The organism is Streptomyces sp. NPDC006552, assembly GCF_040611655.1.
Taxonomy (GTDB): Bacteria; Actinomycetota; Actinomycetes; order Streptomycetales; family Streptomycetaceae; genus Streptomyces.
In genome coordinates this window covers 49,488-74,240 of sequence record NZ_JBEXOS010000009.1, presented here as the reverse complement: position 1 = coordinate 74,240, position 24,753 = coordinate 49,488, and the positions used below count along the sequence as shown (strand labels likewise).

At 73.9% G+C, this 24,753-nt stretch carries 20 protein-coding genes; 12 read left to right on the top strand and 8 right to left on the bottom strand.

Features of this window, described 5'->3' with window-relative positions:
• Positions 1-9: 9 nt before the first annotated feature.
• Complete coding sequence (locus ABZY33_RS08250; RefSeq protein ID WP_356490779.1) at positions 10-1,200, bottom strand: hypothetical protein; 1,191 nt, start codon at positions 1,198-1,200, stop codon at positions 10-12.
• Between the two features lie 160 nt (positions 1,201-1,360).
• The gene (locus ABZY33_RS08245) at positions 1,361-2,383 is read right to left on the bottom strand and encodes a LacI family DNA-binding transcriptional regulator (protein WP_356490690.1); all 1,023 of its coding nucleotides are present in this window, start codon (positions 2,381-2,383) and stop codon (positions 1,361-1,363) included.
• Positions 2,384-2,533: 150 nt separating this feature from the next.
• Between ABZY33_RS08245 and ABZY33_RS08240 the strand changes: the two genes are divergently transcribed.
• From ABZY33_RS08240 to ABZY33_RS08220, 5 genes are all read left to right on the top strand, one after another.
• Entirely contained in the window at positions 2,534-4,360 is a 1,827-nt protein-coding gene (locus tag ABZY33_RS08240; protein WP_356490689.1) for a sugar-binding domain-containing protein, read from the top strand.
• A gap of 85 nt (positions 4,361-4,445) precedes the next feature.
• Positions 4,446-5,789, top strand: coding sequence for an extracellular solute-binding protein (locus tag ABZY33_RS08235; protein ID WP_356490688.1), 1,344 nt, complete (start codon positions 4,446-4,448; stop codon positions 5,787-5,789).
• 29 nt (positions 5,790-5,818) lie between these two features.
• The gene (locus tag ABZY33_RS08230) at positions 5,819-6,724 is read left to right on the top strand and encodes a sugar ABC transporter permease (RefSeq protein WP_356490687.1); all 906 of its coding nucleotides are present in this window, start codon (positions 5,819-5,821) and stop codon (positions 6,722-6,724) included.
• A gap of 2 nt (positions 6,725-6,726) precedes the next feature.
• A complete protein-coding gene (locus tag ABZY33_RS08225; RefSeq protein WP_356490686.1) occupies positions 6,727-7,668 on the top strand; it encodes a carbohydrate ABC transporter permease in 942 nt (313 codons plus the stop codon).
• A 100-nt stretch (positions 7,669-7,768) separates the two neighbouring features.
• A complete protein-coding gene (locus ABZY33_RS08220; RefSeq protein ID WP_356490685.1) occupies positions 7,769-9,190 on the top strand; it encodes a glycoside hydrolase family 43 protein in 1,422 nt (473 codons plus the stop codon).
• 70 nt (positions 9,191-9,260) lie between these two features.
• Here the strand turns inward: ABZY33_RS08220 and ABZY33_RS08215 are convergent, their stop codons facing one another.
• Complete coding sequence (locus ABZY33_RS08215) at positions 9,261-11,468, bottom strand: MMPL family transporter (RefSeq protein ID WP_356490684.1); 2,208 nt, start codon at positions 11,466-11,468, stop codon at positions 9,261-9,263.
• A gap of 314 nt (positions 11,469-11,782) precedes the next feature.
• Between ABZY33_RS08215 and ABZY33_RS08210 the strand changes: the two genes are divergently transcribed.
• Positions 11,783-12,256 (top strand): MarR family winged helix-turn-helix transcriptional regulator, encoded by a 474-nt coding sequence (locus tag ABZY33_RS08210; RefSeq protein WP_356490683.1) that lies wholly within the window; start codon positions 11,783-11,785, stop codon positions 12,254-12,256.
• A 189-nt stretch (positions 12,257-12,445) separates the two neighbouring features.
• Positions 12,446-13,999, top strand: coding sequence for an MFS transporter (locus tag ABZY33_RS08205; RefSeq protein ID WP_356490778.1), 1,554 nt, complete (start codon positions 12,446-12,448; stop codon positions 13,997-13,999).
• Between the two features lie 18 nt (positions 14,000-14,017).
• Here the strand turns inward: ABZY33_RS08205 and ABZY33_RS08200 are convergent, their stop codons facing one another.
• Positions 14,018-14,455, bottom strand: a complete 438-nt coding sequence (locus tag ABZY33_RS08200; protein ID WP_356490682.1) for a glutaredoxin domain-containing protein — start codon at positions 14,453-14,455, stop codon at positions 14,018-14,020.
• 242 nt (positions 14,456-14,697) lie between these two features.
• On the opposite strand from ABZY33_RS08200, the gene ABZY33_RS08195 reads away from it, so the two are divergent.
• Positions 14,698-14,964 (top strand): hypothetical protein, encoded by a 267-nt coding sequence (locus tag ABZY33_RS08195; protein ID WP_356490681.1) that lies wholly within the window; start codon positions 14,698-14,700, stop codon positions 14,962-14,964.
• A gap of 200 nt (positions 14,965-15,164) precedes the next feature.
• Positions 15,165-16,385 carry a phytase gene (locus ABZY33_RS08190; protein ID WP_356490777.1) on the top strand — a complete coding sequence of 407 codons (1,221 nt, stop codon included), beginning with the start codon at positions 15,165-15,167 and terminating at the stop codon, positions 16,383-16,385.
• Here the strand turns inward: ABZY33_RS08190 and ABZY33_RS08185 are convergent.
• Positions 16,366-16,821, bottom strand: a complete 456-nt coding sequence (locus ABZY33_RS08185) for a MarR family winged helix-turn-helix transcriptional regulator (protein WP_356490680.1) — start codon at positions 16,819-16,821, stop codon at positions 16,366-16,368. The genes ABZY33_RS08190 and ABZY33_RS08185 overlap by 20 nt on opposite strands.
• Before the next feature lie 125 nt (positions 16,822-16,946).
• On the opposite strand from ABZY33_RS08185, the gene ABZY33_RS08180 reads away from it, so the two are divergent.
• The 3 genes from ABZY33_RS08180 to ABZY33_RS08170 all read left to right on the top strand — a co-directional run bounded on the left by ABZY33_RS08180 (position 16,947) and on the right by ABZY33_RS08170 (position 19,649).
• Positions 16,947-17,504 carry a quercetin 2,3-dioxygenase gene (locus tag ABZY33_RS08180; protein ID WP_356490679.1) on the top strand — a complete coding sequence of 186 codons (558 nt, stop codon included), beginning with the start codon at positions 16,947-16,949 and terminating at the stop codon, positions 17,502-17,504.
• On the top strand, positions 17,501-18,379 hold the full coding sequence (locus tag ABZY33_RS08175; protein ID WP_356490678.1) for an alpha/beta hydrolase: 879 nt from the start codon (positions 17,501-17,503) through the stop codon (positions 18,377-18,379). The genes ABZY33_RS08180 and ABZY33_RS08175 overlap by 4 nt, the downstream gene beginning before the upstream one ends.
• 106 nt (positions 18,380-18,485) lie before the next feature.
• Positions 18,486-19,649, top strand: a complete 1,164-nt coding sequence (locus ABZY33_RS08170; protein WP_356490677.1) for an alpha-hydroxy-acid oxidizing protein — start codon at positions 18,486-18,488, stop codon at positions 19,647-19,649.
• An 88-nt stretch (positions 19,650-19,737) separates the two neighbouring features.
• On the opposite strand, the gene ABZY33_RS08165 is transcribed toward ABZY33_RS08170, so the two are convergent.
• The 3 genes from ABZY33_RS08165 to ABZY33_RS08155 are packed head-to-tail and all read right to left on the bottom strand — an operon-like array spanning position 19,738 to position 24,302.
• The gene (locus ABZY33_RS08165; protein ID WP_356490676.1) at positions 19,738-20,244 is read right to left on the bottom strand and encodes a flavoprotein; all 507 of its coding nucleotides are present in this window, start codon (positions 20,242-20,244) and stop codon (positions 19,738-19,740) included.
• Positions 20,237-21,058, bottom strand: a complete 822-nt coding sequence (locus tag ABZY33_RS08160) for an N-formylglutamate amidohydrolase (protein ID WP_356490675.1) — start codon at positions 21,056-21,058, stop codon at positions 20,237-20,239. The genes ABZY33_RS08165 and ABZY33_RS08160 overlap by 8 nt, the downstream gene beginning before the upstream one ends.
• A gap of 31 nt (positions 21,059-21,089) precedes the next feature.
• Positions 21,090-24,302 (bottom strand): amidohydrolase family protein, encoded by a 3,213-nt coding sequence (locus ABZY33_RS08155; RefSeq protein WP_356490674.1) that lies wholly within the window; start codon positions 24,300-24,302, stop codon positions 21,090-21,092.
• Between the last annotated feature and the right edge of the window lie 451 nt (positions 24,303-24,753).

The window sequence follows — 24,753 nt, the reverse complement described above, 5'->3', positions numbered from 1 at the left end:
CATCCGGCGTCACCCGGGCAGTTCCTGTGCCAGCACCTCGTACAGGTGCCGATTGGTCCAGTACGCGCTGTGGGCGGCCGACACCGGCTGCCCGTTGTCCACTTCGACGTCGCGCACACGCGGCCCGAAGAGGCCGGCGCCGACGAACGAGAGCAGGTCACGCCGGTCGTAGACGTTGAGCCAGGCCGGGAAGGCGGCGGGCAGTCCGGTGCCGTAGGGGCGCGAGGGCAGGGCGTCCAGCTCGTAGAGGAGGGGCGCCTGGGAGCCGACGGTGACCAGTTGGGCGACCTCGGGCGGCGTGCCGCCGTCCCCGGCCAGCAGGTCGAAGGCGACGATGCCGCCGAGGCTGTGGCCGAGGAGCACCACGGGTGGCTCCAGGCGCCGCGCCAGCTCCGCGACGTACGCCCGTACGGCCTGGCCGCGGACGAGATAGCTGAGGATGTCCCCGGCGAATCCCAGGGAGTGCTCGCTGATGCGGCTGCGCCGGCCGACGACGAACCGGGAGCCGCCGGCCCGCTCCAGCAGCCGCGCGGAGGCGCCCAGGGCCCTGCCGAGGGCGTCCCCCAACCCGCGTTCCTCGCCGCCGAGCTGGTCGACGACGGCGGCGGCCATCGCGTCCCGTGCGGCCGGCGGGACGGCGCCCGGGCCGCCCGGGTGCCCGGCGAGGGCGCGGGCGGCCAGCGCGCGTCCGGTCAGCCGTGCCAGGCCGGCCGCGCCGGCGCCGTCCGCCGCGTCGCAGGCGCGCCGGAAGCCGTCCGAGGCCAGCAGCGCCGCCACGGCGCCGGCCGGGCCGGAGTCGAGGCCCGCGGCGGCCCACGCCGCTCGCACCGGTTCGGCGCGGTCCAACTCCGCCGCCCAGGCCCATAGTTGGCGCCCCGCCGGGAGCGCACCGGGCAGAAAGGGCGCGGTCGCCTGCTGTCCGGCCAGGGCGAACAGCAGCAGCTCCGCGTCCGGGTCCGCGTACAGCAGGGCCCAGCGGGCACGCTCCTCGTCCCGCGGGAGGGGTTTCACGGCCGGCTCACCCGGCTCGTACCCAGGGATGGAGGCGCCGTCGGCCCGCAGGTACGAGCCGAGGGCGGAGCCCCAGTCGCACTCCGCCACCGTCACGTCGGGCCGCGCCCCGGACAGGCCGGCGCGCACGGCGCCCAGCGCCTGCGCATAGCCCGGCGCCCGCACCCCGGTGCCGTGGATGAACAGCACGCTCGTCAAGGATCCTCCGCGAACTCCCCCGTGGGCCACGGCATATGAGGCTCACTCAGTAGTTCATGGTAACCGCAGCGCCCGGCGCGACGAAGGGCCGCGCACGGATGACGGGGCGCGGTGCGGCTCGCCCGCCGGGGCTCTCCCGGACGGGCGGGGCTCACCCGCCGGTGCTCTCCCGGACCTTCAGCTCGTGGCCCACCACGTGGTCCAGCAGGGGGCCGGCCGCCGGTTCCTCGATCCGGTCGAGCAGGAGCGCGACGGCGGCCCGCGCGATCTCCTGCTTGTCCGGGGCGACGGTGGTCAGGCTGGGCACACTGAACCCGGACGCCTCGATGTCGTCGAAGCCGACCACGTCCAGGTCCTTGGGCACGCGCTCGCCCCGCTCGTGCAGGGCCCGCAGCGCGCCCAGGGCGAGGTGGTCGTTGAGGCAGAGCAGGGCGTCGGGGCGCGGGTCGCCCACCATCAGCGCGGCGGCGGCCCGCGCGCCGTCCTTCCAGTGGTAGGCGCCGACCGGCACCACCAGGCCGCTGTCGAAGGGAACTCCGGCCTGCTCCAGCGCCTCGCGGTAGCCGTCGGTGCGCAGCCGGTCGGTGCCCTGGCGGCCCCGGACCGTGCCGCCGACGACGGCGATGCGGCGCCGGCCGCGGGCCAGCAGGTGCTCGGTGGCCTCGCGCGCGGCCCGTACGTTGTCGATGGCGACATGGTCGGTGCTGCCCTCGGCGGGGCGCTCGCCGAGCAGGACGACCGGCAGCCGCCGGTCGCGGGTGGCGAGGTCGCTGGGGCGCAGGGCGAGCGGGCTGAGGATGACGCCGTCGGTGAACTGGGCGTCGAAGCCGTGCAGGGCGGCGAGTTCGCGCTCGCGCACCCCGCCGGTCTGGTGCAGCAGCACGGTCCGCCCGCGCCGGTCGGCCTCGGTCATCACGTGCTTGGCCAGTTCGGCGAAGTACGCGACGTCCAGTTCGGGCACGGCCAGGGTGATCATGCCGGTGCGGCCCTGGCGGAGCTGGCGGCCGGCGATGTTGACGCGGTAGCCGAGCGCCTCGATCGCCTCCCGCACGACCTCGCGGGTGCGGTCCGAGACGTGCTCGTAGTCGTTGATGACGTTGGAGACGGTCTTGGGGGAGACACCCGCGTACTCCGCCACGTCCTTGATCCTGGGTCTGGCCGCCACGCTGCTCATTCCTTCCGTCTGCCACCCGCGATCGTATCGACCATCACGAATCGGTTTCGGGGCGGATCCCGCACCTCCCCGGATATTTACATCGATGTAATCGTCATGGTGCCATGAGCCACGCACCGACTGGAGCAGCACCCGGAGGCAAGGAGCGCCATGCCCGTCCCGCACCACGACGACCTGCCGCGGCCCGAGTACCCGCGGCCGCAGTTCGCCCGTGAGGCCTGGCTCAATCTCAACGGCGAGTGGCAGTTCGAGATCGACCGCGCCGACACCGGCCTCGAACGGGGGCTGCGCGAGCGCCCGCTGTCCGGGCGGATCACCGTGCCGTTCTGCCCGGAGTCGGAGCTGTCGGGGATCGGCGAGAGCGACTTCCTGGAGGCCGTCTGGTACCGGCGGACCGTCACCGTGCCCGCCGAGTGGACCGACGCCCGGGTCCTGCTGCACTTCGGGGCCGTGGACCACGACACCACCGTGTGGGCGGACGGCGTCGAGGTGGCGCGCCACCGCGGCGGGTTCACCCCGTTCACCGCGGATCTGAGCGGGGTCGCGGCCGCGGGCCGCGAGATGACGCTCGTCGTGCGGGCCCGCGACAGCCGGCACGGCCCGCAGGCCCGCGGCAAGCAGGCCACCTGGTACGCCAACACGCACTGCCACTACACCCGCACGACCGGCATCTGGCAGACCGTGTGGCTGGAGCCGGTGCCGCGGGCCGTGGCCCTGAAGCGGCCGCGCATCACGCCGGACCTGGCCTCCGGCTCGTTCTTCCTGGAGCTGCCGCTGACCGGGAACGCGCCCGGGCACCGGGTCCGCGCCACCCTCGCGGACGAGCACGGCACCGTCGCCACGGCCGAGGCCCGTGCCGACCTCGACCTCACACCCCGGCTCGCGCTCACGCCGTCCGCGGACCGGCTGCGCGTGTGGTCGCCGGCCGACCCGCACCTGTACGACCTCACCTTCGAGGTGCTCGACGCCGCGGGCGAGGTGGTGGACCTGGTCCGCTCGTACGCCGGTCTGCGCTCGGTCTCCGCCGACGGCAAGCGGCTGCTCCTGAACGGCGAGCCGGTCTTCCAGCGGCTCGTGCTCGACCAGGGGTACTACCCGGACGGGCTGATGACGGCGCCGAGCGACGCCGCCCTGGTCCGGGACATCGAGCTGGGTCTCGCCGCCGGCTTCAACGGGGCGCGGCTGCACCAGAAGGTCTTCGAGGAGCGGTTCCTGTACCACGCGGACCGGCTGGGCTACCTGGTCTGGGGCGAGTTCGGCGACTGGGGCTGCGAGGTCGGCGTCCGGGACGACAACCAGCGGCCCGACGCCAGCTACGTCGCCCAGTGGCTGGAGGCCGTGGAGCGCGACTACTCGCACCCCTCCGTCATCGGCTGGTGCCCGCTCAACGAGACGTACCAGCACCTGCACGACCGCATCACCCAGCTCGACGACGTGACGCGGGCGATGTTCCTGGCAACCAAGCAGGCCGACGGCACCCGCCCCGTCATCGACGCCTCCGGCTACGCCCACCGGGTCCCGGAGACCGACGTCTACGACGCGCACAACTACGAGCAGGATCCGGCCGAGTTCGCGAAGGCGATGAGCGGTCTCGCCGAGGGCACGCCGTACATCAACGCGGGCCCGGGCGGGCGCCCCTGGTCGGTTCCGTACCGCGGACAGCCCTACTTCTGCAGCGAGTTCGGCGGCATCTGGTGGGACGCGCAGGCGGCCGCCGAGGTCTCCGGAGAGGCGCGCGACGAGTCGTGGGGGTACGGCGAACGGCCGCGCAGCGCCGAGGAGTTCGTGGCGCGGTTCGCCGGCCTGACCGGCGTGCTGCTCGACGACCCGGACATGTTCGGTTACTGCTACACCCAGCTCACGGACGTCTTCCAGGAGCGCAACGGCGTCTACCGCTTCGACCGCGGCGAGAAGGTCGACACCGCGCTGCTGCGGGCCGCGCAGCAGCGTCCCGCGGCCTTCGAGGGCCCGCGCTAGTCCCGTCGTACCCATTCTTTACATCGATGTATGTCCGAGAGGGCGGCGGCGGGGCCACCCACCGCCACCCCCGGGAAGGAGCCAGATGACCGGCACACCCGCACCCGTCGGTCGCCCCGCACTCACCAGACGACGCGCGCTGACAGCCGCGCTCGCCGCCGGGACCACGGTCCTCGGCGCCGGAGCGCTCAGCGGCTGCGGCAACGCGCTCGCGGCCGACGAGTCGACCGTGCGCCTGTGGGACCTGTTCAGCGGGGCCGACGGCGGCCTGCTCAACGACATGGCGCGCGCGGCGCGGCCCGGCATGCCGGGCACCCGCATCGAGCGCACGGTCCTGGAGTGGGGCACCCCCTACTACACGAAGCTCGCCATGGCCTCGGCCGGCGGCCGCGGTCCGGACGTCGCGGTCTGCCACATGTCGCGCCTGGCCGGCTACGCGCCCAGCGGCCTCGTCGACCCGTGGGACCTGGGCCTGCTGGCCGAGTACGGCGTGCGCCGCGAGGACTTCACCGACGCCGTGTGGTCCCGTACCCGGTACGCGGGGAAGACCTACGCGATCCCGCTCGACACCCACCCCTTCATCGTGTTCTTCCATCCGGAGCCGGTGAAGAAGGCGGGGCTGCTCACGAAGGACGGCACGCTGGACGCGGAGGCGTTCTCCTCGCCCGAGAAGTTCCTCGCCGCCGGCAAGGAGCTGGCGAAGGCGTCCGGGCAGCAGGGCATCTCCTTCGGGTACGTCACCGACACCGCGCAGGGCTGGCGGCTCTTCTACGGCCTGTACAAGCAGACCGGCGGCGTCTTCGAGGTGCCGCCGGGCGGCCCGGCCGAGGTCGACGTGGACCGGATGGCCGAGGTCATCGCGTTCATGGCCAGACTGGTCGACGGCCGGGTGAACCCCAAGCGGCTCGACTACAACGCGGGCATGGCCTCCTTCAACAACCGGCAGACCGCGATGATCCTGTCCGGCGAATGGGAGCTGGGCACCTTCCGGGGCGCGGACAAGAACGTCGGCGCGGCCCCCTTCCCCACGGTCTTCGGCACCCCGGCCGTCTACGCCGACTCGCACTCGTTCGTGCTCCCCCACCGCGAGCACCCCGACGCCGGGCACCGGCGCCGCACGCACCGGGCGGTCGCCGCGCTCCTGAAAGCCGGCCAGATCTGGGCGACCGCGGGCCACATCCCCGCGTACGAGCCGGTCACCCGCACCAAGGAGTACGCGGCCCTGCTGCCGCAGGCGCACTACAAAGTGGCCGCGGACCACGTCGTCCTGGACCCGGCGGCCTGGTTCGCGGGCGCGGGCTCCGACTTCCAGAACGCCATGTCGCAGGTGCTCCAGCAGGCCCTGCTCGACGGCCTCGCCCCCGACCGTGCGGCGCGCGCGATGGTGCGGCGCCTCGACACCTTCCTCGCCAAGCCCAGCCCGGCCTGAACCGGTCCCGCCCCCTAGGAGGCACAACGATGTCCTCTCCCCACGCCTCGCCCCGGCCAGGGGTCCCGTCGGTGCGGCGGCTGCTCTCCCCCGGCCTGCTCTTCGCCCTGCCCTTCCTCGTCCTGTTCGCGGTGTTCCTGCTCTGGCCGCTGGGCCAGGGCCTGTGGATGAGCCTGACCGACCGGGCGCTTTCGGCACACGCCCCGTCGTTCATCGGCGCCGGCAACTTCACCGAGGCGTTCCAGGACGCCGAGATGTGGAAGGCGCTCTGGCACACCGTCCTGTTCACCCTCATCTCGACGGTCCCGCTGGTCGTGGTGGCGCTCGGCATGGCGCTGCTCGTGCACACCGGGCTGCCCGGCCAGTGGGTGTGGCGGCTCGCGTTCTTCGCGCCGTACCTGCTGCCCGTCGGCGTCGTCAGCCTGCTGTGGATCTGGCTCTACCAACCCGACCTCGGCCTCTACAACCACCTGCTCGACAAGGCCGGGCTCGGCCAACTCGCCTGGCTCAGCGATGAGTCGGTGGCTCTGTGGGCGATCGCGCTGACCACGCTGTGGTGGACGGTCGGCTTCAACTTCCTGCTCTATCTGGCCGCGCTGCAATCGATCCCCGACCACCTCTACGAGGCCGCGGCGATCGACGGGGCGGGGGCGTGGCGACGGCTGTTCTCGATCACGCTCCCGAGCCTGAGCCGGATCACGGTGGTGATCACGGTGCTCCAGGTCCTGGCGTCCCTGAAGGTCTTCGACCAGGTGTACCTGCTGACCAAGGGCGGCCCGAACAACTCGACGCGGCCCGTCGTCGAGTACATCTACGACGTCGGCTTCACCGGCTACCGGCTCGGCTACGCCTCGGCGATCAGCTACATCTTCTTCGCTCTCGTCGTCCTCGCCTCCGCCGCCCAGTTCGCCCTACTCCGCCGCCGGGAGAAGTGACCATGACCTCCACCGATGCACCCGTCCGCAGCACACCCGCGCCCCGCGCGCGCAGGCCCGTGACACCGCCGCGACGGCCCCGGCGCCCGGAGCGGACGCAGTCGAACCTGACCCTCGGCGCAGGCCGGACGACCCGCGTGCTGGCCCTCGCCGTCCTCGCCGTCGCCGCGCTGGTCTGGCTGCTGCCGATGGCGTGGGCGCTGCTGACCGCGTTCAAGTCCGAGCAGGACGCGAGCGATCCGCTGCACTGGCTGTGGCCGGAGCACGGGTTCACGCTCGACGGGTTCAGCACCGTGTGGGAGCGCGGGGACCTGCCGCTGTGGATGCTCAACAGCCTCCTCATCTCGGCCGCCGTCACCGCGATCACGGTGCTGGTCTCCGCGATGGCGGGCTACGCGTTCTCGCGCACGCTGTTCGCCGGACGCCGGTGGCTGTTCGCGCTCACGATCGCCGCCGTGCTCGTGCCGCCGCAGATCCTCATCGTGCCGTGGTTCCAGCAGATGCTGACGCTGCACCTGCTGGACACGTACGCGGCGGTGATCCTGCCGCAGACGGTGGCGCCGGTGATGGTGTTCATCCTGAAGAAGCACTTCGACTCGCTGCCGAAGGAGTTGGAGGAGGCCGCCCGGATCGACGGCGCGGGGCACTGGCGGATCTTCTGGTCGGTGCTGCTGCCGCTGTCGCGGCCGATGCTCGCCGCCGTGGCGATCTTCGTCTTCATCGGCGCGTGGAACAACTTCCTGTGGCCGTTCGTGTCGACCTCCGACCCGTCCCTGATGACGCTGCCCGTCGGCATCACCTCGGTGAAGGACGCGTACGGCATCCAGTACGCGCAGTCGATGGCGTCGGCCGTGCTCGCCGCGCTGCCGCTCGTCGTGGTGTTCGTCTTCTTCCAGCGGCACATCGTGAAGTCCGTGGCGACGACCGGCCTCGGCGGCCAGTGAGACGCCCCGACGCGCCCTCCCCCACGCCCCGTTGACAGTCCCGTGTCCCGTCCCTACCGTCCTGAAGCCGTGAGACTTACATCGATGTAAGGAGCCGCTCATGCGCGCCCGGCCCCGTCTCGCCCTGGTCACCGCCCTCCTGGCCCTGCTCGTCGGACTGGTCTGCGCACCGCAGGCCGGCGCGGCGGCCTCGGGCACCTTCCGCAATCCGCTGAACACCGGACCCGACCCCTTCATGGCCTACGCGAACGGGGCCTACCACCTCACCACCACCCAGGGCGACAGCATCCGGATGTGGCGCTCGCCGTCGCTGGCCACGCTGCTCGACGCCGACCCGGTCACGGTCTGGACGGACACCGACCGCACCCGCAACCAGCACATCTGGGCCCCGGAGTTCTACCGCTCCGGCAACCGCTGGTACCTCTACTACACCGCCGACGACGGCACGGACGACCATCACCGCCTCTACGTCCTGGAGTCGGAGCGCGACGACCCGGCCGGCCCGTACCACTTCAAGGCGAAGCTCACCCCGCCCGACCACGCGGACGACTTCGCCATCGACCCGGGCATCCTGCAGCGCGACGGCCGCCTGTATCTCGCGTACAGCGGCATCAACGCCTACCAGCACAACGGGCTGAACATCGCGCCGCTGTCGAACCCCTGGACCGTCTCGGGCAACGCGACCGCGATCAACGCCGCCGGGGGCTGCCCCGAGGTGCGCGAGGGACCTGAGTTCCTGCACCGCAACGGCCGCACCTGGATGACGTACTCGACCTGCGACACCGGCAAACCCGACTACCAGGTCTGGATGATGTCCCTGGCGGACGGCGCCGATCCGCTCGTCGCCGGCAACTGGTCGCAGCGCTCCGGTCCCGTCTTCTCCCGCGCCGACGGCCACGGCGTGTTCGGTCCCGGCCACCACGCCTTCTTCACCTCCCCCGACGGCACCCAGGACTGGCTCGTCTACCACGCCAAGACCACGTCGGTGAACACTTACACCGACCGCACGACCCGGGCGCAGAAGATCAGCTGGAACGCGGACGGCAGCCCTGACCTCGGTGTCCCGCTCGCCATGGGCGCGACCCAGGACCTGCCCGCGGGCGACCCCGGCTCGGGCAACTACTGGATCAACGACGACGGCCGCTCCAGCGGCCCCGGCGGCGTCACGTACACCGGTGCCTGGAACTCGGGCTCGGGCTGTGGCGCCCAGTGCTTCTGGAGCGACGACCACTGGAGCGACCGGGCGGGCGCCACCGCGACGTACACCTTCACCGGCACCCGGATCGCCCTGCTCTCGGTCCGCGACACCGGCAACGGCATCGCGGCGGTCAGCGTCGACGGCGGCCCCGAACAGCGCCTGGACTACTACGGCGCGATCCGTACCGGTGAGACGCTCCAGTACCTCAGCCCGCGCCTGGCGAGCGGCGCGCACACGCTGCGGGTCCGGGTGACGGGCGAGCGCGGCGGTGCGTCCGGCGCCGCGTTCGTGAGCGTCGACCGGGCCGAGGTGTACACCGACTGACCCCGGGCCGGACGGCGACGGGCCCGCCCCGGTGACCGGAGCGGGCCCGTCGCCGTGCGAGGGAGCGGATTCAGCCGCGTACGGGCTCCAGTTCGCGGTCGTCCTCGGCGGGCGGCGCCGCGGCCAGGTTCTGCTGCAGCTTCTCGCCCTCGACGTCGACGTTCGGCAGCAGCCGGTCGAGCCAGCGGGGCAGCCACCAGGCCGCCTTGCCGAGCAGCGCCATGACCGCGGGCACGATCGCCATGCGGACCACGAACGCGTCGAAGAGAACGGCGACGGCCAGGCCGAAGCCCATCATCTTGATCATGTCGTCGTTCTCCATGATGAAGCCGGAGAAGACGCTGATCATGATGATCGCGGCGGCACCGACGACCCGGCCGCCGTGCCGGAACCCGGTGACGATGGCCTCGCCGGGCCGCGCCCCGTGGACGTAGGCCTCCCGCATCCGGGTCACGAGGAAGACCTCGTAGTCCATGGCGAGCCCGAAGACCACACCGATCATGAAGATCGGCATCATCGACATGATCGGTCCTGGCTGGTCGACGCCCACGATGTCCGCGAGCCAGCCCCACTGGAAGACCGCGACCACCGCGCCGAGGGCCGCCGCCACCGACAGGAGGAAGCCGAGCGCCGCCTTGAGCGGGACGAGGATCGAGCGGAAGACCAGCATCAGCAGGAGGAAGGCCAGACCGACGACGAGCAGCAGGTAGGGCACGAGCGCGTCGTTCAGGGTCTGTGAGAAGTCGATCGTCATCGCCGTCTGGCCGGTGACGAGGACGTCCGCGTCGGTCTGCGCCTCCCAGGCGCCGGCCTTCGCGCGGATCGTCCTGACCAGTTCCTCGGTCGCGTGGTCGCTCGGTCCCGTGGTCGGTACGACGGACATGATGGCGGTGTCGCCCGCCTCGTTGACCTGCGCGGGGGCGACCGCGGCGACGCCGTCGACCTTGGCGAGCGAGGCTCCGACGGACTTGGCGGCGCCCTCGGCGCCCTTGCCGTCGACGGTCACCATCAGCGGACCGTTGAACCCGGCGCCGAACGACTCGGACAGCAGGTCGTACGCCTTGCGCTGGGTGCTGTCGGGGGCCGAGGAGCCCTCGTCGGGCAGGCCGAGTTCGAGGCCGGCGGCCGGGACGGCGATGGTGCCGAGTCCGAGGACGGCGACGAGCAGGACGGTGAGCGGGCGGCGCATCACGAAGCGGGACCAGCGCGTGCCCAGGTTCGGCTTGCCCGCGGGGGCGCCCTGGGCCGGGAGGACCTTGCGTTCCTTGCGGCGCAGCACCTTCTTGCCCGCGAAGCCGAGCAGGGCCGGGATCATGGTGAGGGCGATGACGACGGCGATGGCGACGGTCGCGGCCGCGGCCATCCCCATCTTCGTCAGGATCGGGATGTTCACGACGGACAGGCCCGCGAGGGCGACGATCACCGTCAGGCCGGCGAAGACGACCGCCGATCCGGCCGTGCCGACCGCGCGGCCCGCCGCCTCCTCGCCCGCGCGGCCCTCGGCTATCTCGGCGCGGTAGCGGCTCACGATGAACAGGGCGTAGTCGATACCGACCGCCAGCCCGATCATCATGGCCAGGGTGGACGTGGTGCTGGAGAGGTTGAGGACGCTGCCGAGCGCCGCGATGCCGGAGACGCCGATACCGACGCCGATGACCGCGGTGAGCAGCGGCATGCCCGCGGCGACCAGGGAGCCGAAGGTGATGAGCAGGACGACCGCGGAGATCGCGATGCCGATCAGCTCGGCGCTGCCGCCCATCTCCTGTTCGGCCTCGACGGCGTCGCCGCCGGTCTCGACGGTGAAGCCCTCGGCGCGGGCGTCGTCGGTGGCCCGGGTGAGGGCGTCGTGGGCCGCGTCGGTCAGCTCGGCCGAGGCGACCTTGTACGCGACGGAGGCGTAGGCGGTGGTGCCGTCCTTGCTGACGGCGTTCGCCTTGTAGGGGTCCGCCACAGAGGAGACCTGCGGGCCCTTGCCGAGCGCGGTCACCAGCGCGCGGACGTCGGCCTTCGGCGCCCGGTCGGTGAGCTTCTCGCCCTGTGGGGCGCGGATGACGACGCGGGCGGTCGCCCCCTCGGCACCGGCCGCGGGGAACTTCTGGTCGAGCAGGTCGAAGGCTTTCTGCGACTCCGTGCCGGGCATCGAGAACGAGTCGGCGGGCGGCGCCGGCGCGGCCGACGACGCGAAGCCGATCCCGCCGAGCAGCAGCACCCACAGCAGCGCCACATAGCGGCGGCGCCGGAAGGACAGCCGTCCGAGTCTGTACAGGAACGTAGCCACGGCGGGCTCCCGTCGGGTTCGTGGGGCAGAGGCGACCGCCCGGCGGCGCGTCGTCGCACGTCAGGGTGGTCGGCAGGATCGGATTCCATCGTCTCCGCTGCTTTCGGCCCCCGGGTAAGCCTCTGAGCCGGACTCCGGACCCGCGTTCGCGGTAGGCGCGGACGGCGCGTGTCATACCCGGGGAGGAGTCGTGTGTGATGCGTGTAGAACCCCGGGTGCAGTCGGCCGTGCGGCTCCGGGTGGAAATCCGCAGGCGGGAGGCGGTCGGACAGCTGTTTTGACATACCTATAGAGACATACCTAAGGTGCTTGTCATGCCCGCCTCCCGTGCCGCCCGCAAGGACATCGACCGCGTCGCCGCCGTGCTCGCGGTGTCCCTGCCGACGCTGCACCGGAGTCTCGACCGCCGGATCCTCGGGGACTTTCCGCACGACCGGCTGCCCGAGGCGCAGCTCGCCCTGCTCCGTCTGGTGGCGGACCGGGACGGCGTCACGGTGCGCGAGGCCGCGCACGAGCTGCTGATGCAGCCGAACAACGTCAGCGCCCTCGTCTCGCACCTCACCCGCTCCGGCCTCCTGGAGCGGCGCTGTGACACCGCGGACCGGCGCGTGGCCCATCTGCACACCACCGCCGTGGCCCGGGAGCGCATCGCCGAGGCCGGGGAGATCGCCCGGCGCCATCTCGCCGCGGCGCTGGGGCATCTGACCGGCGGTGAGCTGGACGCGCTCGGCTCCGCCCTCGGCGCGCTGAACGCGCTCGACACCGCGCTGCGGCCGCACGCGGGCTGACCGCCGGTCCGCCGCGCCGCCACCCTGCCTCCGCCCGCGCGGGAGCGGGGCGTTTCCGTGCCCCCGTGCCTGCGCCTCCACCCCTTTCTTCTTTCTTCGTACGCGTTTCTTCGTACGCGTTCCGTCCTCCCTCTCAGACAAGGCAGACCTGTGTCCTCCTCCCCCTCTGTCGCCCCCTGCGCCACCCCGGTGTCCGTCCCGCCGGGCGCCGCGCCCCCGACGCGGCGCGGCAACCCCTGGCTCACGCTGGTCGCGGTCGCGTTCGGCCTGTTCATGGTCGGGCTCGACGGCTCGGTCGTCTCCATCGCGAACCCGGCGATCGGGCGCGATCTGCACGCCTCCACCGCGGGCCTGCAGTGGGTGACCAACTCCTATCTGCTCGCGCTCGCCGCCGCCCTGATCCTGGGCGGCAAGCTCGGCGACCGGTTCGGGCGGCGCACCGTCTACCTGGCCGGCGTCGTCGGCTTCACCCTCGCCTCGGTGGCCATCGGCCTGTCGGGCTCCATCGAGCTGGTCATCGCGTTCCGCGCCGCGCAGGGCTTCTTCGGGGCGCTGCTGATGCCGAACACGCTCGGTCTGCTGCGCGCGGTGTTCCCGCCGCGGAAGTTCGGCATGGCGGTCGGCATCTGGGCGATGGTCTCCTCGGTCTCCACCGCCCTCGGCCCGATCGTCGGCGGGCTGCTCGTCGAGCACGTCGGGTGGGAGTCCGTCTTCTACCTCAACGTGCCGGTCGGCGTCGTCGCCCTCGTGGTCAGCGCGCTGGTGCTGCCGCAGAGCAAGAACGCGGCGGCCGCGGGCGAGAGGTTCGACGTCGCCGGTGTCGTCCTGCTCGCGCTCGGCATGCTGGTCGTCGTGTTCGGTGTGGTCAAGGGCGAGACGTGGGGCTGGAGTTCGCCCGGCACGCTGGGCGCGATCGCCGCCGGTGCGGTGCTGCTGGTCCTGTTCGGCCTGTACGAGTCCCGGGTCGCCGCCCATCCGCTGCTGCCGATGCGGCTCTTTCGCAGCAGCGCGGTGACCGTCGGCACCGTCGTCACGGCGCTGAACTTCTTCGTCCTGCTCGGCGGCATCTTCTTCGTGATGCTGTACCTGCAGAACGTGCGCGGGTTCTCGCCCGTCGAGGCCGGTGTCCGCACGCTGCCGCTCAGCCTCGCCTCCGTCGTCGCCTCCCCGCTGGGGGCGGCGCTCACCGACCGGTTCGGGCCGCGCCTGACGATGCCGCTGGGCATGGTGCTCCAGGGCGCCGCGTCCTTCCTGATGCTCGGCTGGGCGGCCGACTCCGGGTACGGGGCGCTGTGGCCGCCGTTCGTCGCGCTGGGCCTCGGCGTCGGCATGGTGATGTCCGCGTCGTCCGCCGCGATCGTGGGCAACGCGCCCGTCGAGGACGCCGGGGTCGCCGGTGGGCTCCAGGCCACCGCGCTCCAGGTGGGCGGCGCGCTCGGCACGTCCGTACTGGTGTCGCTGATCAGCAGCCGGGTCGGGGCGACGCTCGGCTCCGAGCTGGTCTCGGCCGGCGTCCCGGAGCGGGCCGCCGGCGGGCTCGCCGAGGCCAAGGACGCCGTCGCGATGGGTGCGGCACCGGTCTCCGCCTCGATGCCCGCCCCGCTCCGCGGCGCGGTGACCGAGGGCAGCCACGCGGCGTTCATGTCCGGCGTGCACACCGCCGTCACGGTGACGGGAGTGCTGTGCGCGCTCGGCGCGCTCGTCTCGGCGGCGGTGCTGCGCAAGCAGGTGGCCCGGCACTGAAGGCCGCCGGTGGCCCGCCTACGAGCGGGAGGTGAGCTGCTCGCGCAGCCATCTGGGATCGGGGTTGGTGTACGGCCGCTCGGCGACGAAGACGGTCGGCACCGTCTCGTTGCCGTCGTTGACGGCCCGGACCTGGGCCGCCCCGGCCCCGTCGCGCCAGATGTTCACCCAGTACACCTGGCGGGCCCGGCGGCCGAGTCGCAGGCGCAGCCGCAGACAGTACGTACAGCCCGGTCGCCAGTAGACGACCGGGCGTCCGTCGGCGGCGCCCCGGGCCCGCGCCTGCGCCGCGCCGAGCGAGCGCGGGAAGACCAGCGGTGAGCAGACGCCCGCGAGCAGGACGAACAGCAGCAGGTACACCACGGCCGTCCCGGTGCCGCCCCGCAGGGCGGGGCCGGTCGCGGCGGCGGCGCCGCACAGCACCAGCAGTGCCGGCAGGACCCAGGTGCGCCTCATGGGGCCGCAGCCTACGCGGTGGCCACCGGCCGGGGCGCGGGCCGGGGCACCGTGCGCGGTGCCGTGCGCGGTGAGGTGGTGCCGCGCGAGCCCCTCGAGAACAGGCCGGTGAGCACGGCGGCGGTGGAGCCACGGTGGCCCGGCTGCCGGGGGACGGAGCGGATCGAGCCCGTCGTGGATCAGCCGGGTCCGGGCGGTCAGGGTCGACGACGCTCGTGAGCAGGACACCTAGGCTGCGAGCCATGAGCGCGCTCCTGCCCTACCTCGTGCTGGCTCTCGCCGTCATCGCCGTGCTCGCTCTCTTCACGTGGCTGGCCGCGCGCATCCGGCGGCGGGGCGCGGCCGGGGGCGCCCTGGGCGGGGCGCTGGCCGCCTATGAAGAGGCGTTGCGGGTCACCGCGCACGAGTCCCACGTCGAGATCCGCGCGCAGGCCGGGCGCACGGACCCGGTCCTGACGCCCGACGGGCACCGGGGCCGCTGGTTCGGCCGCCTGCGGCTGCGCCGGTAGGTTCCGCGAACTCCCTTGCAGGCGCCGCGAATTCACGCCACGTACGAGCCCGGTTCTCGTGCCGCCCCCTTCCTCCTCACGTCGAGCGCAGACGATGCTGCCCTCATGTTCCCGGCATGTTCCCGACATGAAGGAGCCCGTTCGTGACCCTCCGCCGGACGCCCCTGGCCGTGCTCGCCGCCGCCGTCGCCGCCTGCGCCATGACCGTCACCGCCCCGGCCGGGGCCACCGCCGCGCCGCCGGCCGTGGCGCCGCGCGCCGAGACCGCCGCCCTGCACGACGACACGGCCGGCGGTGACGCCGACGCCGACGACCCCGCGATCTGGCGCGACGCCGCTCACCCCGGCCGCAGCCTCGTCATCGCCACCGCGAAACAGGGCGGCCTGCGCGTGTACGACCTGGCCGCGCGCGAGGTGCAGTCCCTGCCGGCGCCCGCCGCGCCCGGCCCGGGCCACGCGCCCGGCCGCTTCAACAACGTCGACCTCGTGCACAGCGCGCGCCTGTCCGACCTCGCCGTCACCACGGACCGCGGCAGCGACCGGCTGCGCGTCTACCGCATCGACCGCGACCGCCCCGGCGGCCCGCTGAAGGACGTCACCGCCCCGGACGCGCCCCGCGTCTTCTCCGCCTCCCAGGAGGAGACCGACGCCCAGCGCACCGCGTACGGCCTGGCCACCTGGACCGACCCCAGGACCGGCCGCTCCTACGCGGTCGTCAGCCGGCGCGAGCGCACCCGGCTCGCCCTGCTGGAGCTGACCGCACGCCCGGACGGGACCGTCGGCTACCACGCGCTGCGCACCCTGGACCTGCCCGCGGCGTTCCGGATGCCGGACGGCACCTCCTGGTCGCCGTGTGCCGAGCCCGGCGAACTCCCGCAGGTGGAGGGGATGGTGGTGGACCCGGCGGACGGCACGCTCTACGCGGGCCAGGAGGACGTCGGCATCTGGCGGCTGCGCGCCGACCTCACGGGCCGGCCGCGGCTGGTCGACACCGTGCGCGAGTACGGGGTCCCCGGCAGCTACGACGAGGCGAGCGAGGAGTGCGTCGCGGGCGCCGATCCCGGTTACGGAGGCACGCACCTCACCGCGGACGTCGAGGGCCTGACGCTGGTGGCGCGGAAGGACGGCGACGGGCTGCTGCTCGCCTCCAGCCAGGGCGACAACACCTTCGCGGCCTACGACCGCGACGCCCTTGACGGCAACGCGTACGAGGGCGGCTTCCGGATCACCCCGGCCTCCGCCGCGCTCGACGGCTCCGAGGAGTGCGACGGCGCGGCCGTGCTCGACGCGCCGCTGGGCCGCCGCTACCCGCACGGCCTCCTCGTCGTCCAGGACGGCCACGACGCGCCCGGCGACCCCGGGCGGCCGTCCACGAACTTCAAGTTCGTCGACCTGGGCGAGGTCACGGACGCGGTCGGCTGACCGGCGCGGCGGGCGGCCCGCCCCAGGGCGCCTCCAGGGCGGAGCGCAGCGCCACGACCGCTTCCGGGCCGATCCGGTCGGCCAGCTCGCCCTCCAGTTGGTCCAGGGCGCGGCGCGCCCGCTCATGGGCGTGCCGCCCCTCGGGGGTGCGCCGGATCAGCCGCTGCCGGGCCGACGCGGGGTGCGGGACCTGCTCCAGCAGCCCGGCGGCGACCAGGGAGTGCACGGCCTGGTGCACGGTCTGCCGGGTCACTCCCGTGCGCCGGGCCAGCTCCGCCACGGTGGTGCCGTCCTCGTCGAGCGCGGCGAACAGTTGCACCTGCGGGGGCGTCACCGCCGGCACGCCCTCGCTCTCCAGCGCCGCGAGCATCCCGTCCTCGAACCAGCGCCTGGCCTCACCCAGCAGCTGCGGCAGATCCCGCCGGCTCCCCGTCATCGCTTCCCTCGCACTCGCGCTCGCACTCTCCGCCGCGGTCAGGACGCTTGCCCGCCGCACGCCGCACATGTCAGGCTACCTGACATCAGCCGTCAGGTGACCTGACAGAGGAAGGCGCGCACATCATGACCGTCGAGTTCGCGACACGCTACCGGGACGCGTCCCGTATCCCGGCCGAGCCCGGGCAGCCGTACTTCATCGAGAAGGGCGAGGGCGACCGGGCCCATCTGTTCGGCGACCTCATCACCGTCTACGCGGGCGGCGAGCAGACCGAGAACACCTTCAACTTCTTCACCTGCGAAGGCCCCAAGGGCGACATCATCCCGGCGCACCTGCACGCCGACACCTACGAGGTCTTCTACGTCACGCAGGGCGCGGTCCGGCTCTTCGTCGAGGACACCGCGGGCGAGCAGACCGAACGGCTGCTGACCCCGGGCGACTTCGGCTTCGTACCGAAGAACTGCCCGCACGCCTACCGCATGGAGCGCCACCACACGCAGATCGTCGGCGTCGCGGCCGGCCCCGGCGGCACCTTCGAGCGGTTCTTCGAGAGCCTCGGCACCCCGGCCGACGGGCACGGTCTGCCGCACCGGCCGTTCGTCCCCGAACCGGGGAAGTTCGCCGCCGTGCCCCAGAAGTACGATGTCCGTTTCCTGCCCGACCAGGAGTGGAGGACCGCATGACACCGGCCGAGCTGCTGGGGCTGATCGCCGCCCCGCACCCGGACGTCGCCCCCCTGCCGCCGGCCGGCGGGCGGCCGGACGGGATCCGGACGCTGCGGGGTGTCCCCTACGGCGTGGTGGAGGGCGGCCGGCCGCTGGAGCTGGATCTGTGGCTGCCCGCGCCGGAGACCGGACGCCCCGCTCCCCTCGTCCTGTTCGTGCACGGCGGGGCCTGGCGGCGCGGACGCCGTGACGACCTCGGCGCCCGCACCCGCTCCTGGCAGCCCGGCCCCTTCGAACGGATCGCCGCGGCCGGGCTCGCCGTCGCCTGCGTCGACTACCGGCTCAGCGGCGAGGCCACGTTCCCGGCGCCGCTGGAGGACTTGCGTGCCGCGTTGCGCTGGCTCGGGCTCCGCGCCGGCGAACTCGGCGTCGACACCGGGCGCACCGTCGTGTGGGGCGAGTCCGCGGGCGGCCACCTCGCCTCGCTGCTCGCCCTCACGCACCGGGAACCGGCGCTCGCGGGGGCCGTCGTCTGGTACGGACCCGCGGATCTGCAGACGCCCCGGCCGCCGTTCGACCCCACGAGCCCGGCGACCATGGAGGCGCTGCTGCTCGGCGCGGCACCCGCGTCGGTCCCCGGCCTGGCCGCCGCCGCGAGCCCCGTACGGCAGGCGCACGCGGATGCGCCGCCGTTCCTCATCGTGCACGGCGAGGACGACGTGATGGTGCCGTGCGGGCACGGCCGGGACCTGGCGGCGGCGCTGCGGGCGGCCGGTGCGCCGGTCGAACTGCGGACGGTGCCGGGGGCGAACCACGGCTGGATCGGTCTCACCGACGCGGGCGTGGCGGAGATCTTCACGGCTTCCCTGGAGTTCGCCCGCACGCTCCGCTGATCTCTTTGCCGGGCGCCGAAGTGCTGGCAGATTGGGCGCGCGGCACCGTTCGAACGGTGCCGGCCTGCCCTTCAGGACTTCCAGGACTTCGACGACGAGGTGTGCGATGAGCCCGCAGTTCGGCGACTACCAGTACGAGATCTACCTCGACGGACTGCGGGGTGTCGTACCCGCGCTCCCGATGGGGTTCGAGGCCCTGGAGGAGCGGGCGCGGGCGGCGCTGCCCCCGTCCGTGTGGTCGTACGTGGCGGGCGGCGCGGGCGACGAGCACACGCAGCGGGCCAATGTGCGGGCGTTCGAACGGTACGGCCTGGTGCCGCGCATGATGGTCGGGGCCGCGCAACGGGACCTGTCCGTGGAGCTGTTCGGGCTGCGCCTGCCCTCGCCGCTGTTCATGGCGCCGGTCGGGGTGATCGGGCTCTGCGCCCAGGACGGGCACGGGGACCTGGCGACGGCCCGGGCGGCGGCGCGCACCGGAGTGCCGATGGTCGCCTCGACGCTGTCGGTGGACCCGATGGAGGACGTGGCCGCTCACTTCGGGCCGACCCCGGGCTTCTTCCAGCTGTACACGCCGACCGACCGGGACCTCGCCGAGAGCCTCGTCAAGCGCGCCGAGGCCGCGGGATACAAGGGCATCGTCGTCACGCTCGACACCTGGGTCACCGGCTGGCGCCCGCGCGACCTGTCGACCTCGAACTTCCCGCAGCTGCGCGGCCACTGCCTGGCCAACTACACCTCGGACCCGCGCTTTCGCGCCCTGGTCCCGAGCGCCGACCCGATGGACACGGTCTCGGCCTGGGTCGGTGTCTTCGGTAACCCGCTCACGTGGGACGACCTGCCGTGGCTGCGCTCCCTCACCGACCTCCCGCTGATCCTCAAGGGGCTCTGCCACCCCGAGGACGTCCGCCGGGCCCGGGACGGCGGCGTCGACGGCATCTACTGCTCCAACCACGGCGGCCGCCAGGCCAACGGCGGGCTGCCCGCGCTCGACGCGCTGCCCGGCGTCGTCGAGGCCGCGGACGGCCTGCCGGTCCTCTTCGACTCCGGCATCCGCTCGGGCGCCGACGTGGTCAAGGCGCTGGCCCTGGGCGCGACGGCGGTGGGCGTCGGCCGCCCCTACGCGTACGGCCTGGCGGCCGGCGGCGAGGACGGCCTGGTCCATGTACTGCGCACGCTGCTCGCGGAGGCGGACCTGCTGATGGCGGTGGACGGGTATCCGACGCTCGCAGACCTCACACCGGAGGCGCTGGCCCCGGTGCGGGGGTGGTGAGCGGGTCTCGCGCCGCGCCGGGTACGCGGCTGCCCCGCTGCTCACCCGCCGGGGCAGCGCTGCCGCCAGGACCGGATCCGGGGGCGGGTCAGGGGCGCGGTTTCATCTGCGCGAGCAGCCGCGTCGCCGTCTCCCAGCGGAACGCGCCCGCGGCGAACCGTACGCCCATCCCCCGCAGCCGTCGGACGCTGTCCTGGTAGGCGGGGTGCCGGGCGAGCTGGTCGTTCACGCAGGGTGCCGCGGCGATGGGGACGCCCGCGCCGTACGCCTCGCAGAGCGTGGCCACGGCGAGGGTGTCGGCGATGCCCGCGGCCCACTTGTTGATCGTGTTGAAGGTGGCGGGAGCGACGACGATCGCGTCCGCGGGTGGGAAGGGGCGTGGCGCCGCGGGTGTACGCCACGCGGAGCGCACCGGGCGGCCCGTGCGCTCCTCGACCGCGGTGCGGTCGAAGAAGCCGCCGAGCGCGGTGGGCGTCGCGATCACGCCGGCCTCCCAGCCGGCGGCCTGGGCGTCGGCGAGGAAGGGCTCGACACCGTCGGCGGCCCCGGCCGCGCACACGACGACGTAGAGGAACGGTGCGGTGGTCTCAGCCACGGGTCACCGACTCGATCAGCTCGGTGAGGCAGGCCGCGGCCCGCGCCAGGCCGTCGTGCGGGGTGACGGGTTCGTCGAGGTAGACGTCGCGGCGCAGCTCCAGCATGAGGGCGCTGACGCGGGCGTCGCGGCCGTAGTGCCGCAAGGGGACGTAGGCGCCGGAGAAGGGGGTGTTCAGGCCGGTCCCGCCGAGGGGCGCGAACGCCGCGCGGGCCCCGGCGAGCAGGGCGTCCGGAGTGTGGAAGGGGTCGGTGCCGAGGCAGACGGGCGGGCGCGGGTCCGTGCCGTGCAGTTCGTAGGGCAGGGCGCGGCTGGGGTAGGAGTGGACGTCGATGATCACGGCCCGGCCCGTCGCCGCGAGGCGGTCCTCGACGGCCCGGGTCATCGCCTGTGCGTACGGGTGGAAGTACGCGGTGAGGAGCGCGGCCTCGTCGGCGGGCGGCTCGGGGCGCAGGGGCGCGCGTCCGGTCGTGCGGGTGTAGACGGCTCCCATGCCGGCCGCGCGCATCTCCTCGCGCTCGTCGGGGAACCGTTCGGGGTCGACGACCAGCCGCGACCGCTCGTTGACGAACTGCCACGGCGTGACGCCCGCGGCCGCGGCGGCGTGCTCCGCGAGGTCCTGGGTGCGGGCGTCGGTGATGAGGTCCAACTCCCGTTCCAGGGCGGCGTCGTCGAGCAGGAGCCCGGCGCGGACGGCGGCGGGGACGGCGCGGGAGCCGTGCGGCACGTGGAGGAGGACCGGCGAGGCCGGGTCGCCGGGCAGGAGGCGGTGCGCGGGGCCGTCCCCGCGCGCGGAGGTGTCCGTGGTGTCCATGGGGCCACTCTCCCCCGCGCGCCGGGCACGCTCAGAGACCGGGGTCGCAGCAGCCGTCCTTCCGCATCTGGTGGCTCACTTCCAGCCAACTGTCGTGCGTCCCGGCCGCGCGGGCCCCGGTGGTCACCGGTGTGAACGCCCCGACCAGGTCCGCCTGGTGGTGGACGATGCCGCCGCGCAGCACGGAGACCGTACGGATCAGCTCGTCGAAGTCGGTGAAGGGGTCGCCGTCGACGAAGGTGAGGTCGGCGAGTCTGCCCGCCTCCACGGTTCCCAGGTCGCCGTCCGCGCCGAAGATCCGCGCGGGCAGCACGGTCGCGGTGCGCAGGGCGGCGGCCGGGGAGAGGCCACCGCGGTGCAGGGCGCGCAGGGCGAGGTGGAGGTGGAGGCCGACCGGCACCAGCGGCTGGTCGGTGCCGAGGGCGATCAGGCCGCCGTCGGCGAGGATGCGCCGGTAGACGCCGGTCTCCCGGTCCAGCGTGGCGAGTTGGGCCGCGGTGGGCGGGGCCGCGGCCAGCTGGTCGACGACGGCGGTGTCCCAGGGCGGCATGAGCGCGGTGACGCGCGGGTCGTCCGCGAGAGCGGGGTCCGCGCCGAGCAGGGCCGCGGCGGTGAACGGTGTCGCGACGAGGTGGAACCCGGTCCGGGTGTAGATCTGCTGGACGTCCTGCCCGGCGCGTCCGCTCGCGGTGGTGGCGTGGCCGAACTCCAGGCGCTGCGTCGCTTGCAGATGAGTCGTCAGATCCTGGCCCAGCTGTACGCCGGGTGTGCAGAGGTGGCTTCCGCTGCGCACGCCGAGCCGCTCGTGCGCGAAGCGGGCCGCTTCCTCCATCACCCAGCCAGGGGCGCGGACATAGGTCTTGACGAAGTCCCAGTCGAGGGCGGCGGCCCGGTCCAGGGAGCGGCGGAGCCCGGCGCGGGTGCGGTGGGCCCGGCCCATGCTGTACGCGACGCGGGCTCCGTCGAGCAGCTCGCCGGTGGCCAGCAGCCGGGGCCCGGCGAGCGCCCCGGCGTCGGCGGCCTCCCGGATGCGGGCTTGTTCGTAGGCGAACCCGCCGAGGGAGACGGCAGTGGTGATCCCGTACGCGAGTTGCAGCGCGGTCTGCCGGCCACCGTAGGTGGACTGCCAGGGGTGGGTGTGGGAGTCCCACAGCCCCGGTAGGACCGTCTGGCCGGAGGCGTCGATGTGGCGGTGGGCGGCGCGCCTGGCGCCCGCGCGGTGCGGCTCTACGGCGGTGACGCGGCCGCGTTCGACGGTGATGTCGGCGTCCTCGCGCACGGCGCCGTCCGTGCCGTCCCAGAGGCGGCCGGCGTGCACCACGGTGTCGGCGGGGCGGGGGCGGCGCTGGTCGAGCGGGACGCGGACGGTGCGGGTGGCGCCGCGGGCGAGGTCCAGGAGGCGGAGCCGGCCGGCGCAGAGGTAGAGCAGGCGCCGGCCGTCGGCGGCCCAGCTCGGGTGGTCGGCGGCCTCCTCGGTGACCTGGCGGGGCGGGCCGTCGGGGGTCCCGTCGGGGCGGACCGGGAGCAGCCACAGCGCGGATTCGACGACGACGGCCATGGTGCGGCCGTCGGGGGACCAGGCGGGCCCCGAGTCGTACCGGTCCGCCAGGGAGACGTGCGGGGCGACGGCGTGCAGCGCCGCCTCACCGCTCGTGGTGTCGATGACACGGATGAGGTTGTAGCCCTCGCGGAAGCGCTGGTTGAGGCGGCCGCGGTCGCACAGGGCGACGTAGCGGCCGTCGGGCGACCAGCAGGGCCGGCCGGGCAGTCCGCCGCTGCCCAGCGGCTTCGCGAGGACCCGGTCCCGCGCGGCGGCGAGGTCGCGGACGACGAGGGTGCCGGACATGTCCAGGCAGGCGAGGCGGGTGCCGTCCGGGGAGAGCGCGGGGAAGACCCGGCCGCCCTCGGCGAGGACGGTCTCCTCGCCGGTGGCGAGGGTGTGGCGGCGCACGGCGAACAGGCCCGCGCGGTCGTCGGCGTAGACGAGCCCCGTGCCGTCCGGGGTCCAGGAAGGAGCGAGGACATAGCGCGTCGCGGGGGCGCGGACCACGCGGCGCGGCGCGCGGCCGCCGGATGTGGCGCCGACCCAGAGGGAGTTGAGAGCGGCGAAGGTGACGGAGCGGCCGTCGGGCGACAGGGCGGGCAGGTGCGGGGCGCGGACCGGCCGTACTCCCCCGGGCTCGAAGTCGTAGCGCTTGACGCGGTACCGGGGCCGGTCGACGGTGTGCCGCGCTACGAAGGGGATGTGCTCGGCGTCCTCGGGCGCGGCGGGCCGCACGATACGGAACGTGCCGTCCACGGTGAGGAGCAGGCCCTCGTCGCCGGTCCAGCGCGGCGGCACCGGTGCGATGTCGCCGGGTACCGCGACGGGTTTCCCGTCGACGACGAGCGTGCAGCCCGCGGCGGGGGCCGGCGTGGTCCGCAGATGGGCGAGGCGGCCGCGCGGTGAGATAGCCGGGGTCATGACCTGGGCGCCGGAGGGGTCGGTGCGCACGGTGGTGACGGGCCCGGCGCCGTCCGCGCCGACCGAGGCGATCGTGGACGCCTGGAGGGTGCCGGCCGCCGTGACGACGCCACGGACGAACACCACGCGGGTGCCGTCCGGGGACCAGGTGGGATCGGAGTCCTCCCAGGCGCCGGTCTGCCCGGGGCCCGGCTGTCCCGGCAGGCCGGTCAGCCGCGTGAGCCCTCCGTCGCGGACGTCGACGACCCAGATGCGGTACGGGCTGCCGGTCACCGGGTCGCCGCCGCGTTCGGAGGCGAAGGCGACGCGGGTGCCGTCCGGGGACCAGGCGGGGCCGCGGTCGTCCCACGGCCCGTCGGTCAGTCGCCGCGGTGTGCCTCCGGCGGTGTCCAGCAGCCACAGGTGGAAGCCGCCGCCCTGGTAGGCGCAGACGACGATGTGGTCGCCGTCCGGGCTGAACTGCGGTCTGGTGGGCTCCAGTTCGGGGGTGGTGAGCGCGGTCGCGGGGCCGCCGTGGCGCGGGATCGACCACAGGACGTTCTGGATCTCGGCGACGACGCGATCGCCGGCCGGGGCGAGGGTGGCGGCCCCGTTCGTGGCCGCCGTGAAGGTCAGCGTGGCCGGGCGCGTCGCGGCGGCGGGCGCCGCCAACGCCTCGGTCGCCGCCCCGGCTTCCGGGGCGAGGGCGGCGCCTGCCGCGACGGCGCCGACGGTGGCCGTGGTGGTCTGGAGGAAGCGGCGACGGGAGAGGTCGGGTCCGGAGGGGCGGCTGGTGTTCATGGGGCTCCCTAGGCACGGAGGGTGTGCGGGACCGGGGGGCGCGAGTCGGAGAGGGCCCGTGGGCCGCGGGCCGGGGGCGCGAGTCGGGAGGGGGCCGTGGAGGGCGGGCCGGGGCGAGAGTCGGAGAGGGACTTACGGCAACATACGGGGCGGGGCCACGGAAGGGCCCCGGCTCGCGCGAGGACGGCCAGATCCCGGCGCCGCCTGCCTCCGGCTGGGTGGCTGGGGCGTGTGGCACACCGCCGCTCCGGGCCTGCCGTGAAGCGCCGTACGGTGCCCGGCACACCGCCGTTCCGGGTCTGTCGTGGAGCGCCGTACGGTGCCCGGCACACCACGGCTCCGGGCCTGCCATGGAGCGCCGTACGGTACCCGGCACACCACCGTTCAGGTCCCCACGCGTACCGCCATACCCCGCGCAGCGCGCCGCCGCGACCGGCGGAGCCAGGCCCCG

Excerpts from the sequence above, each read along its gene's own strand:
- ABZY33_RS08245 (WP_356490690.1), bottom strand. The coding sequence starts at position 2,383 with ATGAGCAGCGTGGCGGCCAGACCCAGGATCAAGGACGTGGCGGAGTAC.
- ABZY33_RS08240 (WP_356490689.1), top strand. The coding sequence starts at position 2,534 with ATGCCCGTCCCGCACCACGACGACCTGCCGCGGCCCGAGTACCCGCGG.
- ABZY33_RS08235 (WP_356490688.1), top strand. The coding sequence starts at position 4,446 with ATGACCGGCACACCCGCACCCGTCGGTCGCCCCGCACTCACCAGACGA.
- ABZY33_RS08230 (WP_356490687.1), top strand. The coding sequence starts at position 5,819 with ATGTCCTCTCCCCACGCCTCGCCCCGGCCAGGGGTCCCGTCGGTGCGG.
- ABZY33_RS08225 (WP_356490686.1), top strand. The coding sequence starts at position 6,727 with ATGACCTCCACCGATGCACCCGTCCGCAGCACACCCGCGCCCCGCGCG.
- ABZY33_RS08220 (WP_356490685.1), top strand. The coding sequence starts at position 7,769 with ATGCGCGCCCGGCCCCGTCTCGCCCTGGTCACCGCCCTCCTGGCCCTG.
- ABZY33_RS08210 (WP_356490683.1), top strand. The coding sequence starts at position 11,783 with ATGCCCGCCTCCCGTGCCGCCCGCAAGGACATCGACCGCGTCGCCGCC.
- ABZY33_RS08200 (WP_356490682.1), bottom strand. The coding sequence starts at position 14,455 with ATGAGGCGCACCTGGGTCCTGCCGGCACTGCTGGTGCTGTGCGGCGCC.
- ABZY33_RS08195 (WP_356490681.1), top strand. The coding sequence starts at position 14,698 with ATGAGCGCGCTCCTGCCCTACCTCGTGCTGGCTCTCGCCGTCATCGCC.
- ABZY33_RS08190 (WP_356490777.1), top strand. The coding sequence starts at position 15,165 with ATGACCGTCACCGCCCCGGCCGGGGCCACCGCCGCGCCGCCGGCCGTG.
- ABZY33_RS08185 (WP_356490680.1), bottom strand. The coding sequence starts at position 16,821 with ATGACGGGGAGCCGGCGGGATCTGCCGCAGCTGCTGGGTGAGGCCAGG.
- ABZY33_RS08180 (WP_356490679.1), top strand. The coding sequence starts at position 16,947 with ATGACCGTCGAGTTCGCGACACGCTACCGGGACGCGTCCCGTATCCCG.
- ABZY33_RS08175 (WP_356490678.1), top strand. The coding sequence starts at position 17,501 with ATGACACCGGCCGAGCTGCTGGGGCTGATCGCCGCCCCGCACCCGGAC.
- ABZY33_RS08170 (WP_356490677.1), top strand. The coding sequence starts at position 18,486 with ATGAGCCCGCAGTTCGGCGACTACCAGTACGAGATCTACCTCGACGGA.
- ABZY33_RS08160 (WP_356490675.1), bottom strand. The coding sequence starts at position 21,058 with ATGGACACCACGGACACCTCCGCGCGCGGGGACGGCCCCGCGCACCGC.
- ABZY33_RS08155 (WP_356490674.1), bottom strand. The coding sequence starts at position 24,302 with ATGAACACCAGCCGCCCCTCCGGACCCGACCTCTCCCGTCGCCGCTTC.